The following is a 15,393-nucleotide window of genomic DNA, read 5'->3' as shown; positions in this document are numbered from 1 at the left end:
CCTAGCTAGCGTCTTTGCACTGCGGGCAGATCCGCGCTTTCAGTTCACTCATATGCCGATCGTAATGCTCTTTGATAATGCGGTTTACATGGCCGCGCAACCAGCACAAGCCCTTGTCGTTTTCCTGCCGTTTATGCCATGCACTGCCAACAGATGTTGGGGCTATGTCGATCGGTGGCTCCATCACCGCCAGTTCACCATTAAAAATGGCCTGCTCAACGGTAGAAGACGGGATCACTGTGATCAAATCTGTTTCTTTCAACAAGGCGGGCACGGTAGCAAAGTGATTTACTGTCATTGCCACTCTGCGCTTCATCCCTTTTTGCGCCAAAACCTGATCGGTGTAGCCGGTGATCTCGCCAGACAGAGACACCAACAGATGGTCCGCGGCGGCAAAGCGTTCCAGTGTCAGTGGTACTTTTGTCAGCGGGTGGTCCAATCGCATCACGCAGGCATAACAAGGGTTAAACAGGAACTCGGTTCGGATCACGTTGGACGTGCTGGATTGCGCCCCCACCAGCATATCGACATCGGCGTCATGAAGCAGTGATTCGGCATTCGAGATAGTATACGGCACCGCATGAATATTGATGCCCGGGGCAGATTGTTCAATGACTTTTCGTAACGGCCGCCACACCACATCAACGATGGCATCGGCAACCGCAATACGAAATGTACGCTTGGCAGTCGCGGGATTAAATTCATTCTGGTCGACTGCATCTCCCAACTGCTGCAGCGGCTCACGGATCTGCGCCCAAAGGTTCTGAGCATACGCCGTCGGCTGAATATTGCGCCCATCTTTGACGAACAACTCATCTTTCCACACCAGCCGCATACGTGACAGGGCATTAGAAACTGCTGGCTGACTGAGCGCCAAGCGATCTGCCGCTCGGGTGATAGAGCCTTCAGTCATGATGGCATCAAACACCATCAAAAGGTTTAATTCCTGATTACGCAAAACATCCACCTACCATTTTGAGTTGTTATAAGTAAATCACAGATCCATAACATTTGTGAATGCATTGCATATAAATTAATAATTATTTTTATAAGGTGATCTTGATCATACTTCTCTCCACACCACGCTTTGGAGGGAAAGTGATGTTCGATTTCAACCTATCTAGATTCAAAAAATGGGCGCTGGCGGGAGGCTCTCTTCTTCTATTAGCCGCCTGCGGTAGTGATCCGCAAACCCAGCCCACCCCTTTGATGACGCCACCATCGGTCTCTGTAGCGCCGGTCATCAGTCAACGATTAACTGAGTGGGACGAGTTCACTGGCCGCCTTGAAGCACCAGAAAGTGTACAACTGCGCCCACGCGTCTCTGGTTATATCGAGCGAGTGGCATTTGCCGAAGGTGCATTGGTTACGGCTGGACAACCGCTTTTTTATATCGACAGCCGCCCATTTGAAGCAGAAGTTAAACGCTTGCAGGCCGAGCTTAACGTCGCAAAGAGCCAGCAAAAACTTGCGGACCTCAGCTATAACCGGGCACAAAAGCTAACAGCAACCCATGCCATGTCGGAAGAGATCTATGACCAGCGCCAAGCCGCATTAACCCAGGCGTATGCCAACGTGGCTTCAGTCAATGCCGCACTTGAGCTGGCGCAACTGAACCTCAGCTACACCGAAGTCACTGCCCCGATCAGTGGTCGCGTATCCAAAGCCAACATCACCAAAGGTAACTACGTTACAGCAGGGGACACCATCCTCACCTCTCTGGTCTCTACCGACAAGGTGTATGCCTATTTTGATGCCGACGAACAGACCTATCTCAAGTACGTCAAGTTGGCGCAAGAGGGCTCCCGCGCCAGCGATCGCGATGTACAGCATCCGGTGATGATGGCGCTGGCTAATGACACCGATTACCCCCACGAGGGCATCATCGATTTCATTGATAATCGCGTCAATCCGAGCACAGGTACGATCCGTGGTCGTGCCGTCTTTAGTAATGACAAACAGATGTTCACCCCTGGTCTGTTCGCTCGGATCAAGCTCACCGGCAGTGCCAGCTACCAAGGCATTCTGATCGATGACAAGGCGATAGGTACCGATCTGAATAACAAGTTTGTGCTGATCTTGGACGAAACCAATACCGTGCAGTATCGGCCCGTAATACTCGGCGAGAAACTGCAAGGCCTGCGGATTATTCAGTCAGGCCTCAAGGCGGGTGACACCATCGTCGTCAATGGTCTACAACGGGTGCGTCCAGGTACACCCGTTGCGCCACAACAAGTCGCTATGACCGACAACAAAACACTGGCCAAACTCAAAGCCATACAACGGCAGTTAGACAGCCAAGCCAACCGAGTTCACCTCGCTGCGGCAGGGCTTAGTACGCAGAATGCCAGCACTGCAGTGACCGGAGGCTAAGATGAGATTGTCACAGTTCTTTATTCATCGGCCGATCTTTGCTGGCGTATTGTCGCTGATGATATTCATTGCTGGTGCCATTGCCGTATGGCAACTACCGATCACCGAATACCCGGAAGTGGTGCCTCCCACCGTTGTCGTCACTGCCAACTACCCCGGCGCCAATCCAAAAGTGATTGCCGATACCGTCGCCTCGCCGTTAGAGCAGGAGATCAACGGCGTCGAAGATATGCTGTATATGTCATCACAGGCCACAGCTGATGGCCGCATGACGCTTACCCTGACCTTTGCCATCGGCACCGACCCCGACGATGCCCAAGTATTAGTCCAAAACCGTGTTGACCGTGCCCTGCCCCGGCTGCCACAAGAGGTACAACGTTTAGGGGTGGTCACCCAGAAGTCCTCACCCGACCTCACCATGGTGGTTCATCTGACATCGCCGGATGACAGCTACGACATGCTATATCTGTCGAACTACGCCCATCTCAATGTCAAAGATGAGTTGGCACGCGTGCAGGGGGTAGGAAACGTCGAACTGTTCGGTGCAGGCGAGTTCAGCATGCGTGTCTGGCTAGATCCGGAGAAGGTCGCGGCACTGGGGTTAAACCCCGGTGATATCGTGGCCGCGATCCGGGAACAAAACCAGCAGGCAGCGGCAGGTTCGCTCGGCGCGCAACCCACCGGCGACAGTGAATTCCAATGGTTAATCAATGTAAAAGGTCGCCTGTCTGATGAAGCAGAGTTCGGCGATATCATCATTAAAGTCGGCGAACAGGGAGAAATATCCTATCTAAAAGATGTGGCTCGTATTGAACTAGGTTCTGACTTCTACGCTCTCCGTTCTTTGCTAGACAACAAACCTGCGGTGGCTCTGCCTATCTTTCAGGCACCGGGTTCCAACGCGATTCAGATCTCTGATGATGTCCGCGCCACCATGGCTGAATTGAAACACTCTTTCCCGGCAGGCATGGATTACGCCATCGTTTACGATCCCACCGTGTTTGTCCGCGGCTCAATTGAAGCTGTGGTAAGCACATTATTTGAAGCGATTTTACTGGTGGTACTGGTCGTCGTGCTGTTTTTGCAGACCTGGCGCGCCTCTTTGATCCCGTTAGCTGCCGTACCGGTTTCTCTGGTCGGTACTTTTGCCATCATGCACCTGCTGGGCTTTTCATTTAACGCACTGTCGTTGTTTGGTTTAGTGCTGGCCATCGGTATTGTGGTCGATGATGCCATTGTGGTGGTCGAGAATGTCGAGCGAAATCTGCGCGAAGGGTTAAGTCCGGTTGACGCCACCAAACAGGCGATGCAAGAGGTGACCGGCCCAATTATTGCCACCACACTGGTGCTGGCGGCAGTTTTTATTCCCACCGCCTTTATGTCAGGTCTTACCGGCCAGTTCTATAAGCAGTTTGCACTGACCATCACTATCTCTACGGTGATCTCGGCGATCAACTCGCTGACCCTGAGTCCAGCACTGTCCGCATTGCTACTCCGGGCAGAAGACGCGCCAAAAGACAAGCTCACCAAACTGATAGATTTTCTGTTCGGCCGTTGGTTATTTGCGCCATTCAATCGTCTATTTGATAAAAGTGCCCGCGGCTATACGGCAGGGATCGGCAAACTCATCCGCTTAAGCGGTGTTGTCGTGATCCTCTACGCTGGATTGATGGCATTGACCTATCACCAGTTCAACACCACCCCAACAGGCTATGTACCGGGGCAGGACAAGATGTATCTGGTGTCATTTGCTCAACTTCCCGATGCCGCTTCGCTAGATCGCACAGAACAGGTGATCCGCGATATGTCCGCCATCGCCTTACAACATCCGGGCGTAGAAAATGCGGTCGCTTTTCCCGGCCTCAACATCAATGGCTTCACCAACAGCTCTAGTAGCGGTATCGTTTTCGTTGCCCTGAAACCATTTGCTCAGCGCACCTCGCCCGAGTTATCCGCCAATGCCATTGCCGGCCAACTTAACCAACAATTTGGTGCCATTCAGGATGCGTTTATTGCCATTTTCCCACCGCCGCCGGTGCAGGGCTTAGGTACCATTGGCGGCTTCCGCTTGCAGATAGAAGATCGCGCCAACCTCGGCTATGAAACCCTCTATCAAGTGACGCAGGAAGTCATCGGCAAAGCCTGGGCTGCGCCGGAACTGACAGGAAACTTCAGCAGTTTTCAGGTCAATGTACCGCAACTGGACGTCGATCTGGATCGCGCCAAGGCAAAGAGTCAGGGCGTACGCATTGATGATGTTTTTATCACCATGCAGGCCTATTTAGGTTCTCTCTACGTCAACGATTACAACCAGTTTGGCCGCACCTATCAGGTCAATGTGCAAGCAGACCAGTCATTCCGTCAGGAGCCAGACCAGATCAGCCAACTGAAAGTGCGTAACCAACAGGGCGAGATGATCCCCTTAGGCTCCTTTGTCACAGTAGAACACAGTGCCGGACCCGATCGGGTGATGCATTACAACGGCTTTACCACTGCTGAAGTCAATGGCGCGCCAGCGCCGGGCTATAGCTCAGGCCAAGCGCAAGCGGCGATAGAAAAGATCTTAGATGAGACCCTGCCTATTGGGATGACCTACGAATGGACAGATCTCACCTACCAGCAGATCCTCGCCGGTAACGCCGCCATGTATGTGTTCCCCTTAGTGGTGCTGTTGGTGTTTCTGGTATTAGCTGCCACCTATGAGAGTCTGAGCCTCCCCATGGCGATCATTCTTATTGTGCCAATGACACTGCTATCGGCAATGACCGGCGTGATCCTGACCGGTGGCGATAACAACATTTTCACCCAGATCGGCTTCATTGTGCTGGTGGGGTTAGCCACCAAGAACGCGATTCTGATTGTCGAGTTTGCCAAAGAGTTGGAAGAGCGTGGCATGGGGGTGATAGAAGCGATTAAGGAAGCGGGACGATTACGTTTACGCCCGATCCTGATGACATCGTTCGCCTTCATCATGGGTGTGGTACCTATGGTGTTTTCAACTGGTGCAGGTGCAGAGATGCGCAAAGCCATGGGTGTTGCCGTGTTCTCAGGCATGATAGGGGTCACCGTATTTGGCTTAGTACTGACACCTGTTTTCTACTATCTGCTACGTCGGCGTAGTCAGCCGCCATCAGCAGCAAAAGCCGATAGATAGATAGATAGATAGATAGATAGATAGATAACCCAAGTTTTGAGGCACTCGACCACACCACCGAACCCTCCTAATCTCGGTGCGGGTGCCTCATTTTCTAATTCCTTCACCACTGCTCCACGTTGAGCCATGTTCCAACAATAAAAAACCGGCCAGATAGGCCGGTTACTATTTTGGTCAGAGAGTTACAGCATTTATCCGCGACGACGAACGCGACTCATCCCCAACAAACCTAACCCCAACAGACCCACGGTCATAGGCTCAGGTACAGCTAGGTGAGGGGTCACGTCATTAATGGCCATCTGGATCTGGTCAAGATTGTTATGCACACCGTCGTCTGCGGCAAAAACATACAAGTTGGCATCAATAAAAGGGTTGGTTTCCCAATAAAAACCAAAGTGATCTACCTCGCCGTCATTAAACATCTTCTGGCTATAGTAGACCTCAGCATCGGACTGGAACCAGAGACCAAAGGCATAGCCTTCTGCCAGGCTCAGATCAATAGCACCAAAAGTTGACAGCGCTTGTTCACCCGCGATATCCCAAACAACATTCGACTCATCACCCACTTCTGCGGTGGAATCAAATATCTGTAGCGTCGAGGCAACGACATGATTCACAGTATCGTAGTGGTATAAACCAAATGCATGATCAAACGTATTATTCTGACCAGCTAAAAAGGTCATTTCGAAACCGCTGTCATCAAGTGTGGCATCGAAATCAGTCAGCGTGAATAAACTATCACCACTCTCCTCAATACCGTTCAAGTCTGCAGGGATCATTGGCGCTGCTGTTGCTACTCCAGAAAACAACAAGGCAGCGAAAGCTAAATAAATTTTCATGATTGCCTTCTCCTTTAGCAATAAATAAATGTGCAAATCAGATTGCCGTGTAGATATACCAAAAATAGAAAGCTCACGTACGTAAAGAGTTTTGACATATATCGTGCAGCTAAAATGCACAAAAATACGCCAACTGCACAGTAACTAAGCAAAAACCCAAACAAGCCGCCTTACCATTCAATAATAAGTGTGCGTTACCGATACCAATTGAATCAATTATGTTTTTATTAGATTATTTAAGAAAAGAAAATAAAAACACCTGCTAATTTAACGCACCATTTTTACTTATATTTTTTTGTGAGAAATAAGGGTTTATTTATAACAAACAATAAATCATTAGCCTGATTGAGTATTTTTAACTCACATCCTTAATCTTTATTTAATCAGGTGGTAATACTTTAGAGGGGGCTAAATCCAAGAAAGAACTAGATGATGGGTAATTGAACTTAGGTCCGTATCGAAATAGAGATTAATCAATAGAGAGTTAGATTTGAACTGATATTCCCAATACGCCACAATCAACATCATCTTGCCAATCTCGAATAGCCCTATGTCTGAATACTCCGCAACAATAAGCTGGCAAAAGCGGCCAGAAGAAACCTTTATCGACAATCGCTATAGTCGTGCCCATGAATGGCAATTTGACGGCGGGGTGACTGTACCCGCCTCATCTTCTCCCCATGTCGTGCCTCTCCCCTATTCGGTGGAAGCCAATGTCGATCCAGAAGAAGCTTTCATTGCCGCACTAACGAGCTGCCATATGCTGTTTTTTCTCTCGTTGGCAGCAAAAAAGCGTTGGCTGGTCACCAGCTATATTGATCACGCCATTGGTGTCATGGCTACAAACAGTGACGGCAAAATTGCGATGACCGAGGTCACCTTACAGCCAGCTGTGCGCTTTGCAGACAAGCAGCCACCAGCCGAGCAGTTGGAGGCTTTGCACCACCAAGCCCATGAACTCTGTTTTATCGCAAATTCGGTTAAAACGAAGATCACCATCGCTGCAACACGTTGAACAGCTACAAAAACAGCTGACACACATCGCTTCATCACTATGCCAAACAGATATTCGGTCCATACTTACCTATGCCAATGCATGAAACAGTGACGACAGGTAGCGGTTTACCACGCATAAAGAGGCAAAGTGAAACGATGAAGAACAAACAAAAAAGAGCAGTTCAACTGCCACCTTTACTCGCAAAGCAGAGCCTGATTTTACTGGCAACAGCGCAGGCTCAGCAGGCCAATATTTTTCGCAGCTCCACCCGAGTGGAGGGTCTGCACGACTATCGTGTTGCACTGCGTAAACTGCGCAGTTTAGTCACACAAATGAAAAAGCTGTTCCCCGATGATTGCGCCCAACGGCTCAATCAACAATTGGGCTTGATGGCACGTAAAACCAATACACTCCGCGACATTGATGTCTATCAACAGCAGTGGCAGCACTACCAAAAAAACCTAACCAGGAAACAGCGGCAGTTACTGGCCAAACTCACACTCAAGGAGAAGCAGCACCAGCAGCGAGAGCGGGCCCGAGTTATCGCTTGGCTTAGTAGCAAAAATTACCAACGCACTTTTGCATCGATCCAACACTGGTTTGCCCTCGCGGAGCAAGAAGCGATAGCAGAAGCTGCACCTTCGCCGTCTCTGATCAGTTGGTTGCAAAAACAGATGAACAAACGTTATCAGGTGATCCGCGCAGCGGCGCAGGCGCTACATGAACCAGTAGCAGATGAGCAGCTACACGCCCTGCGAATTCAGGGCAAGAAGCTACGCTACCTGGTTGAACTGTTCCCTCAAGCTAGCGAAAAAACAGATTGGGAATTACTACACAAGCCACTGAAAAAACTGCAATCCCACTTGGGGAATGTCAATGACTGTGCAGTACAACTGCAGGGGATCAGGCGAAAACAAGCCAGGCTGATGCAACAGCAATATCCCCACCAGGCCGCAACATTAAATGCCTTACTGGAAGTAAAGAAACAGATAAAACAACAAGCCCGAACAGAGAAAGCGGCGGCGCTAAAGCTATTGACAGCGCTTCAGCACTTGCCACCATCTATTCATGCCTAACTGGCCAGCGGCAAGCTAAAGCCAAACGTAGAGCCCTGCTGTTGGCTACTCTGCACGGCGATTTCACTGCCGTGCAATGCCACTAGCTGTTGCACAATCGCCAAGCCTAAACCGGTATTTGCCCCCTCACCGTTAACGCTATTACTGGCGCGATAGTGCGGGTCAAAGATCAACGGCACTTCAGCTTCGTTAATGCCACAGCCATTATCTGCAACCGCCACATAGATAGCATCATTGGCGGCAGCTATTTTTATGATCACCTCGCCTCCCGCTGGCGTATGGCGCAATGCATTGTCAATCAGGTTCACCAGAATCCGCTCCAGCTTGCCAATATCAGCCAGCGCCTGCTGCTGGTGGATATCGGTTTCGACACGCAAGCGTACACCTCGCGCCTCAGCCATTAACTGCAAACGCTGCACGACATCATAGGCCAGCTCTGCCACCACCACAGGTTCGGGATTAAAACGGATGTCGCCGCCTTCCAGACGCACTAACTCAAATAGTTGCTCGACCAGCAAATTCAACTGACGCGCGTTTTTCAACGCGACCTCAATTAATTGCGGCTGACGCTGCTCAGCACTTTGCAGTAACCAGGTTTCCAGATAACCCTGAAGGGATGCCAACGGCGTTCGGAAATCGTGGGAGACATGGGAGATCAGTTCTCGTCTTAACTGCTCAGTGGTTTTAATCTGTTCCAGCTGATGCTCGATATGCCCGGCCATCACATCAAAGCCCTGATTCAGAGAGACCACCTCTGCTGGAGTCCAACGATGATGCCGTACCTCAGGTTCATTGCGACGAGAAAAGTCATGTTGGGTGAAGTGCTCAAATCGACGCACCAGCTTGGTTAACGGCCGCGTCAGTAAGACAAACAGCAATACCAGCAACACTAAACCGAACAGCAGCGCTGCGCCCATCAAGCGCCAACTGTCTTGTAATACGCGACTAGTGGCTAACATGTCAGCTAAAGTCTGCCACTGCTCACCACCAATGATCACGTACAGATACCCCGTCAGCTCACCCTCAGCATTTTCAATTGGTGCTGCAGAGAAGATACGTTGGCTCGTTGCCGAACGAGGGTCATCGCCATACAGAGGGAAGTCAGCACCGGCAAAGAACGAATGGATCGGCTGCAGGCTGATACGTTGGCGCAACACCTTGCCTGGCGGTGCTGAATAGGCCAAGAGTCGCCCAGTCGTATCCAGTGCATAGATCTCCCAATCAGGCCCAAGCAACATCATGGTGTGAAAAGCATCTTTCAAGATACTGGCGTCAATGGTGCCCTGTTTTAGCTGTTTGTTGTCATACACCATGTGTGCAGCAAGGCCGCGGTGCAGGCGCTGTTCCACCTCTTCGCCATAGGTTTGGTAACTGGCCAATGTCCAGCTCCCGACACCAATACCCACCAGCAAAAACAACCCAGCGGCATATAACGCGAACTGTCCAGAAAGGGATTTCAACATGAATGTTCGCCTGCAAATTTGTATCCCACGCCCCACACGGTATGGATCCATTTGGGTTGCGCCGGATCTAATTCCAGCTTGCTACGCAGTCGATTGACAGTGGAATTAACGGTATGGGCATAGCCGTCATGCCGATGCCCCCACACTTGATTCAACAATTGATCGCGGCTAAACACGCGCCCAGGTTGGCTTGCCATATGCCATAGCAACTCAAACTCGGTCGCCGTCAAGTTCACCAACTGTTCGGCAACATGGACTAAGCGGGTAGCGGGATCAATTGCCAGCTCGTCAACCAGGATAGGTGCAGGACCCGTTTCTTGCTGTTGATGGTGGCGATGGTAACGACGCAACAGCGCTTTCACTCGCGCCTGTAGCTCCAACACACTGAACGGCTTTGACAAGTAATCGTCAGCACCACTCTCCAGCCCCATCACCAGGTCTTGTTCACCGGACTTGGCAGTGAGCATCAAAATGGGAATATCTTCATTGATCCGTCTGAGTTGTCGACACAAACTCAAACCATCAATACCACCGGGTAACATAATGTCGAAAATCGCCATGTCATAGTCCTGATGCAACTGCCGCGACGCCTGTCTACCATCCGGGTAAGCATCCACTTGGTAATCCATCATGCCCAAGTTAATACCCACAAGGTTCGCGATATCTGCGTGATCTTCCACCAATAAAATCTTGGCTTTCATAGCCTGCCCCTCTGGCACCAGTGTTTAATGGCTGTCATGCCACCTGGTTGTTGCATCTGGTTCGTTAGAGGTAGAGACCGGTCAAGCTGTGATTAAATTTCCTGCAATCTTTGAATGCGTGTTCGCAGACTGAAAGTGAAGCCCCGCCATCGGGAGCTTCACTCCAGTGCTGAACAATCACTCCGTGCGAGTAATGGTTACCTTCATCACCGGATTGTCAAAACGATGACTAAAGTTCAACGCTGAATCGGTCAGGCCATCATCCGCTGTCACCACGCCCGCATGCACATAAACGCGATCAATATCATCACGGGTGGCAGCATAACCTTCGCCGCCGCCAGCAGGTCCAGGTACAGTCGCAGCCGTTTCGCTATTGGCTTCGGTACCAGCATCATAAGCCATGGTGGTGGTCGACCAACTGTCACCCACCGCCAGTTGCTCTAAACCCCAGCCATTGACACCAGTGAAAGCATCATTGGTATTCACTAGCATGGTGGCCAGTGTCAGATTTAGGTCGATACCCTCTTCGAAGCTAAGTACCATCATCTCTGAGGCACCCGGCATAATCACGCCCGCACCAGAGGCAGAAGCCCAAAGCCCTTCGATAGCGAGCAGTTGACTGTTGTCACCGCTTTCAGCCATCACCTCCAGCGGCACCAACGCGGCATCACCGAGAGACCAGGCCTGAATGGTTTCATTGTGAACCAGTGCTGCCACTGGTGATAATGGTTGGTTGGCAGTCAGATTGACCACTTCAACCTCATAGCTGCGCATCAGTGGATCCACAATGACAATTTCATCATCATCGTCGTCACTACAGCCACTTATTACCGCAACCGCGAGCAACGCAGTGCCAAGACGAAAATAGCTTTGCTTGTTCATATCGCCTCCCTGGTTACTGTACGGTAACGGTCAGTTTTGCCACCGGATTCAACCAGCGATGAACACGGCTATCTAGATCTGATACACCGCCCTCTGCGTCTGTATCACCTAACACACCGGGATGAATATGAACCGTGCTATTCGGTTGGGTGGCTGTGACACCACTACCGTTCATGCCCGCATCACCACCTGGCGCAGCAGGTATCCCGGGAACACCTGGCATACCACTGCCATCAACAACCAGTTCGTCATTAGCTTCAGTACCGGCATCGTAACCTTTCAGATACACCGTATAGGTACCCGCTTCAGATGGGATCATCCAACGGTCTAATCCAACAAAACCGTCGTTGGTCGGCAACAACATAGCAGTCAAAGAAAGGTACGCCATATCACCACTGTCCAGCATCACACCTTCAATGCTCGCGCCCGGTGCCAACAGGCCACCAGCAGGATTACTCACGACAGGCATACCGTCCAGCGCGGTTGCCATCGCAGAGATATCGCCCCCCTCTGCAATGGCTTGCAGTGCGGCCGATGCTGCCATTCCAGTCTCATACATATAAACGTCGCCAGGATGGGCTGCGATAATCAGTGGTGTGAAATAGACGCCTTGCGTCAGGTTCTCAACTTTGATCTCTAACTGTGCCGCTGATGCGGGTACGGCAAAACCTGCAGCGATCATGGCTGCCAAAGGCAAACGGGTAAGAAATTTAGTCATCGGTAACGCTCTCCATGTTTAATGTCGAGGGTAAGTGTCGCCACCAGATCTCCGTATCAGATTGCAAAAACATCACAAAACCATCACAAGCTGTCGCAGCGAGTCATGACCATAGACAAATTTAAACACTCTTCACATCGACTAAGACAGCGTGCCTAAGGCACTAACAACAGAGCGCCACTTGGTGACAAAGATCACATTATTGCAGGCGCAACTTCAGCGTATTTCGCAACAATTTTCACAATCACGAAAGCGCACTAAACAGCCAAATTGATCAAACACTGATCAGCCCGATCTTATTGATAACAACAGCGCAACCAAAAACCCACTAAGCCAACGAAAAATTGCTACACAAAGAAAACATTAATCTAAATAAATCAGGCTGTTATTACTTTTGACCCTGCTCAGCAAATGGTTTTTAACCTGTTCCTAACGGACCACAAAAAATAGAGTCCGTAACAAAAAAATAAGCACAGTCCATCGACCCAGGAGTATTTTCCAATGCCTGTTTTGCAAAAAAACACGGTCGTAAAAACGATCGCTTTATTCGCAGGGGTACCTCTGCTCGCTCAGCCCGCCTTCGCCGACGACAGCACAGCTGAAGATGTCGAGCGTATTGAAATTACCGGTTCTCGCATCAAACGCGCAGACATGGAGAGCGCAAGCCCGGTACAACTTATCTCCGCCGAAGATATCGCAGCCGGTAGTTACACCTCAGTAGAGCAGGTGCTGCAGCAATCCACAGCCTCTGCCGGTATGGCAACCGGCGCATCCAGCAACAACGGCGGGGTGGGTGCTGCGCGGGTAGATATGCGCGGCATGGGTGTACAACGCACCTTGGTGCTGGTTAATGGTCGCCGGATGGTTAATTCGGGCACGGGCGCGGATGCCGCAGTGGATCTCAATACTATCCCGCTCGCCATGATCGAACGTATCGAAGTGCTTAAGGATGGCGCCTCTGCCGTGTATGGCTCCGACGCCATTGCTGGTGTGGTTAACATCATCACCAAAAAGAATTTTGAAGGACTGGAGCTAAGTGGCACTTATGGTGGCAGTAGCGAAGGCGATGCCAATACCGGTGATATCAGCCTACTGATGGGCGGTAGCAGCGATCGCGGTAATTTTGTGGTCGGTGCCAGCTATGTAGATCGTGGCGATGCTTGGCAAAGTGACCGAGGCTGGTCTGATTGCGCATTGGATGGCTCGACTTCTCCCTCTTGTATCCCAGGCAGTTCCACTATCCCTGGCGGCGCAATTAACCCAGGGGATGGCTGGAAGCAGCGTGATCCAAACACCGGTGAGTGGGTCGCTCAAACAGACAGTTTTGACTACGTCCCCTACAGCTACCTCTACACACCTCAAGAGCGTGTCAGTGTATTTGGTAACGGCAGCTATGAACTAAATGATGATCTAACAGCGTTCACCGAATTCCTCTATACCAAACGTACCTCAGATCAGCAGATGGCACCTTCACCAGTCACCGGCGTCACCTTCAGTGAGGATGCTCTGGGTAACCCATACGACAGCGCCGTCAGCTATAAACGGAGAATGACTGAGGCGGGAGCCCGAGAATTCGAACAGATCACTGACACCACGCGTATTGTCACAGGCCTGCAAGGATATCTTGATCTCGGTAGCGGTTACGATTGGGATCTTTCCTACACCTGGGGCAGAAACGACGCTACCAGCAAAGTACATAACCTCATCAACAACAAAAAGATGATGGAAACCGCCTACGCCGACACCTGTGGTCAAAACGGCGTACCATGTCAGGACTGGTTTGCCCCGGAAGGCGAAATTAGCCAGGAAACTCTCGATTACGTTACCTACACCGATCAGTCGACCGGTGGCAACGAGATGAATGTCGTCAACTTCAACCTCTCCGGCGATGCTTTCGAGCTACCTACCGGTACTGTCGGTTTTGCTGCAGGATTAGAGTATCGGGAAGAGAAAGGCTGGTACCAGCCCGATTCTGTGACCGTGGCAGGCGAGAGCTCACAGTCACAGCAAGACGCAACCTCAGGCAGTTATGACACCACCTCAGCCTATGCTGAGTTTGCCATTCCGCTGCTCTCTGATATGCGTTTTGCTGACGACGTTAGCCTGGAGGCTGCCGTCCGCTGGTTTGATTACAGTACCTTCGGCAGTGACAACACTTGGAAACTGGGTCTGACCTGGAAAGTGGATGATGAATGGATGCTACGTGGCGTGCGCTCAACCGCTTTCCGCGCTCCTAGCGTGGATGAGCTTTATGGCGGCAATGTCGGTTCATTCGACTATGTCACCGATCCCTGTTCCGGCTATGGCGCGCTTGACCCAAGCAGCAGCACTTACCAAATGTGTCATTCCGAAATTGGTGACACCAACTATCAGTTCAACGATTTTCAGATCGAATCCACTTGGTTAAGTGATGATGATCTGCAACCAGAAACCGCTGATACCTGGACCTTTGGCGTAGTTTATAGCCCTGACTATATCGACAACCTGTCACTTACTATCGACTACTACAAGATCGAAATCGACGATGCCATCGTACGTATTGATAGTCAGCAGTATTTAGATGCGTGCTACGGTGGTAATGCTCAAACGTGTGACACACTGAATATCAGCCGCGATTCACTCACTGGCGAGATCAGTAATGTCGATCGTCCACTGACTAACGTTGGCTACCAAAACACCTCCGGTATCGATAGCAATATTCAATACGGTTTCGAAGGGTTTGGTTTAGATTGGAGTGCTAATCTGGACAGCACTTACCTGATCGAGTTTGAAGAAGATGGTAATGACTATGCAGGTACCATCAGTGGTATGACGGGTGGCTATGCGCGTTGGCGCAGCAACGCCAGCCTGAAAGCCGCTGCGGATAACTGGGATATTTATTACAAAATGCGCTATATCCACAGTATGGATGACCTTTATGAAGATTATGAAGTCTCTTCTGTGACGTACCACGATGTTTCAGGTCAATATTATGTAAATGACAGCTTGAGCCTGAAGGTAGGTATAGATAATCTATTCGACAAAGAGCCACCCTACGTACCAAGCTATTCAGATATGAATACGGTACCGGAAGCATACGATGTGTTAGGCCGTTACTTTTACGCAGGTTTCACCTACCGCATGTAAAGAATGTCTCGACTCTGTCAGTACAGGGTCTGAGCAAAAGAGCGTTGTCCAAAATCCCTTGTAT

12 protein-coding genes are annotated in these 15,393 nt (G+C 50.5%); 5 read left to right on the top strand and 7 right to left on the bottom strand.

Annotation, left to right across the window (positions count from 1 at the left end; translation table 11 throughout):
• Position 1: 1 nt before the first annotated feature.
• A complete protein-coding gene (locus EZV61_RS06835) occupies positions 2–967 on the bottom strand; it encodes a LysR family transcriptional regulator (RefSeq protein WP_240695163.1) in 966 nt (321 codons plus the stop codon).
• 134 nt (positions 968–1,101) lie between these two features.
• On the opposite strand from EZV61_RS06835, the gene EZV61_RS06830 reads away from it, so the two are divergent.
• Positions 1,102–2,373, top strand: coding sequence for an efflux RND transporter periplasmic adaptor subunit (locus EZV61_RS06830; protein WP_131414757.1), 1,272 nt, complete (start codon positions 1,102–1,104; stop codon positions 2,371–2,373).
• A gap of 1 nt (position 2,374) precedes the next feature.
• Entirely contained in the window at positions 2,375–5,527 is a 3,153-nt protein-coding gene (locus tag EZV61_RS06825) for an efflux RND transporter permease subunit (protein WP_131414756.1), read from the top strand.
• Here the strand turns inward: EZV61_RS06825 and EZV61_RS19420 are convergent.
• A complete protein-coding gene (locus tag EZV61_RS19420) occupies positions 5,494–5,634 on the bottom strand; it encodes a hypothetical protein (RefSeq protein ID WP_165569551.1) in 141 nt (46 codons plus the stop codon). The two genes, EZV61_RS06825 and EZV61_RS19420, sit on opposite strands and share 34 nt — an antisense overlap.
• 84 nt (positions 5,635–5,718) lie before the next feature.
• Complete coding sequence (locus tag EZV61_RS06820; RefSeq protein ID WP_131414755.1) at positions 5,719–6,366, bottom strand: PEP-CTERM sorting domain-containing protein; 648 nt, start codon at positions 6,364–6,366, stop codon at positions 5,719–5,721.
• Between the two features lie 550 nt (positions 6,367–6,916).
• Here EZV61_RS06820 and EZV61_RS06815 point away from each other — a divergent pair.
• Both EZV61_RS06815 and EZV61_RS06810 read left to right on the top strand, forming a co-directional pair.
• Complete coding sequence (locus EZV61_RS06815) at positions 6,917–7,381, top strand: OsmC family protein (RefSeq protein ID WP_131414754.1); 465 nt, start codon at positions 6,917–6,919, stop codon at positions 7,379–7,381.
• Between the two features lie 137 nt (positions 7,382–7,518).
• Positions 7,519–8,439, top strand: a complete 921-nt coding sequence (locus EZV61_RS06810; RefSeq protein ID WP_165569550.1) for a CHAD domain-containing protein — start codon at positions 7,519–7,521, stop codon at positions 8,437–8,439.
• Here EZV61_RS06810 and EZV61_RS06805 read toward each other — a convergent pair.
• The 4 genes from EZV61_RS06805 to EZV61_RS06790 form a co-directional block, all read right to left on the bottom strand.
• Entirely contained in the window at positions 8,436–9,902 is a 1,467-nt protein-coding gene (locus EZV61_RS06805; RefSeq protein ID WP_165419331.1) for a sensor histidine kinase, read from the bottom strand. The two genes, EZV61_RS06810 and EZV61_RS06805, sit on opposite strands and share 4 nt — an antisense overlap.
• The gene (locus tag EZV61_RS06800; RefSeq protein ID WP_114337436.1) at positions 9,896–10,603 is read right to left on the bottom strand and encodes a response regulator transcription factor; all 708 of its coding nucleotides are present in this window, start codon (positions 10,601–10,603) and stop codon (positions 9,896–9,898) included. The genes EZV61_RS06805 and EZV61_RS06800 overlap by 7 nt, the downstream gene beginning before the upstream one ends.
• Positions 10,604–10,780: 177 nt before the next feature.
• Positions 10,781–11,485 carry a spondin domain-containing protein gene (locus EZV61_RS06795; RefSeq protein WP_114337435.1) on the bottom strand — a complete coding sequence of 235 codons (705 nt, stop codon included), beginning with the start codon at positions 11,483–11,485 and terminating at the stop codon, positions 10,781–10,783.
• A gap of 13 nt (positions 11,486–11,498) precedes the next feature.
• Positions 11,499–12,203: a spondin domain-containing protein gene (locus EZV61_RS06790; protein ID WP_170308600.1), complete on the bottom strand. Its 705-nt coding sequence runs from the start codon at positions 12,201–12,203 to the stop codon at positions 11,499–11,501.
• Between the two features lie 501 nt (positions 12,204–12,704).
• Between EZV61_RS06790 and EZV61_RS06785 the strand changes: the two genes are divergently transcribed.
• Complete coding sequence (locus tag EZV61_RS06785; protein WP_131414752.1) at positions 12,705–15,329, top strand: TonB-dependent receptor plug domain-containing protein; 2,625 nt, start codon at positions 12,705–12,707, stop codon at positions 15,327–15,329.
• The last annotated feature ends 64 nt before the right edge of the window (positions 15,330–15,393 follow it).

It is taken from the genome of Corallincola luteus (assembly GCF_004336975.1).
In the GTDB taxonomy this organism is placed as follows: Bacteria; Pseudomonadota; Gammaproteobacteria; order Enterobacterales; family Neiellaceae; genus Corallincola; species Corallincola holothuriorum.
This window is presented reverse-complemented; position numbering and strand designations above follow the sequence as displayed.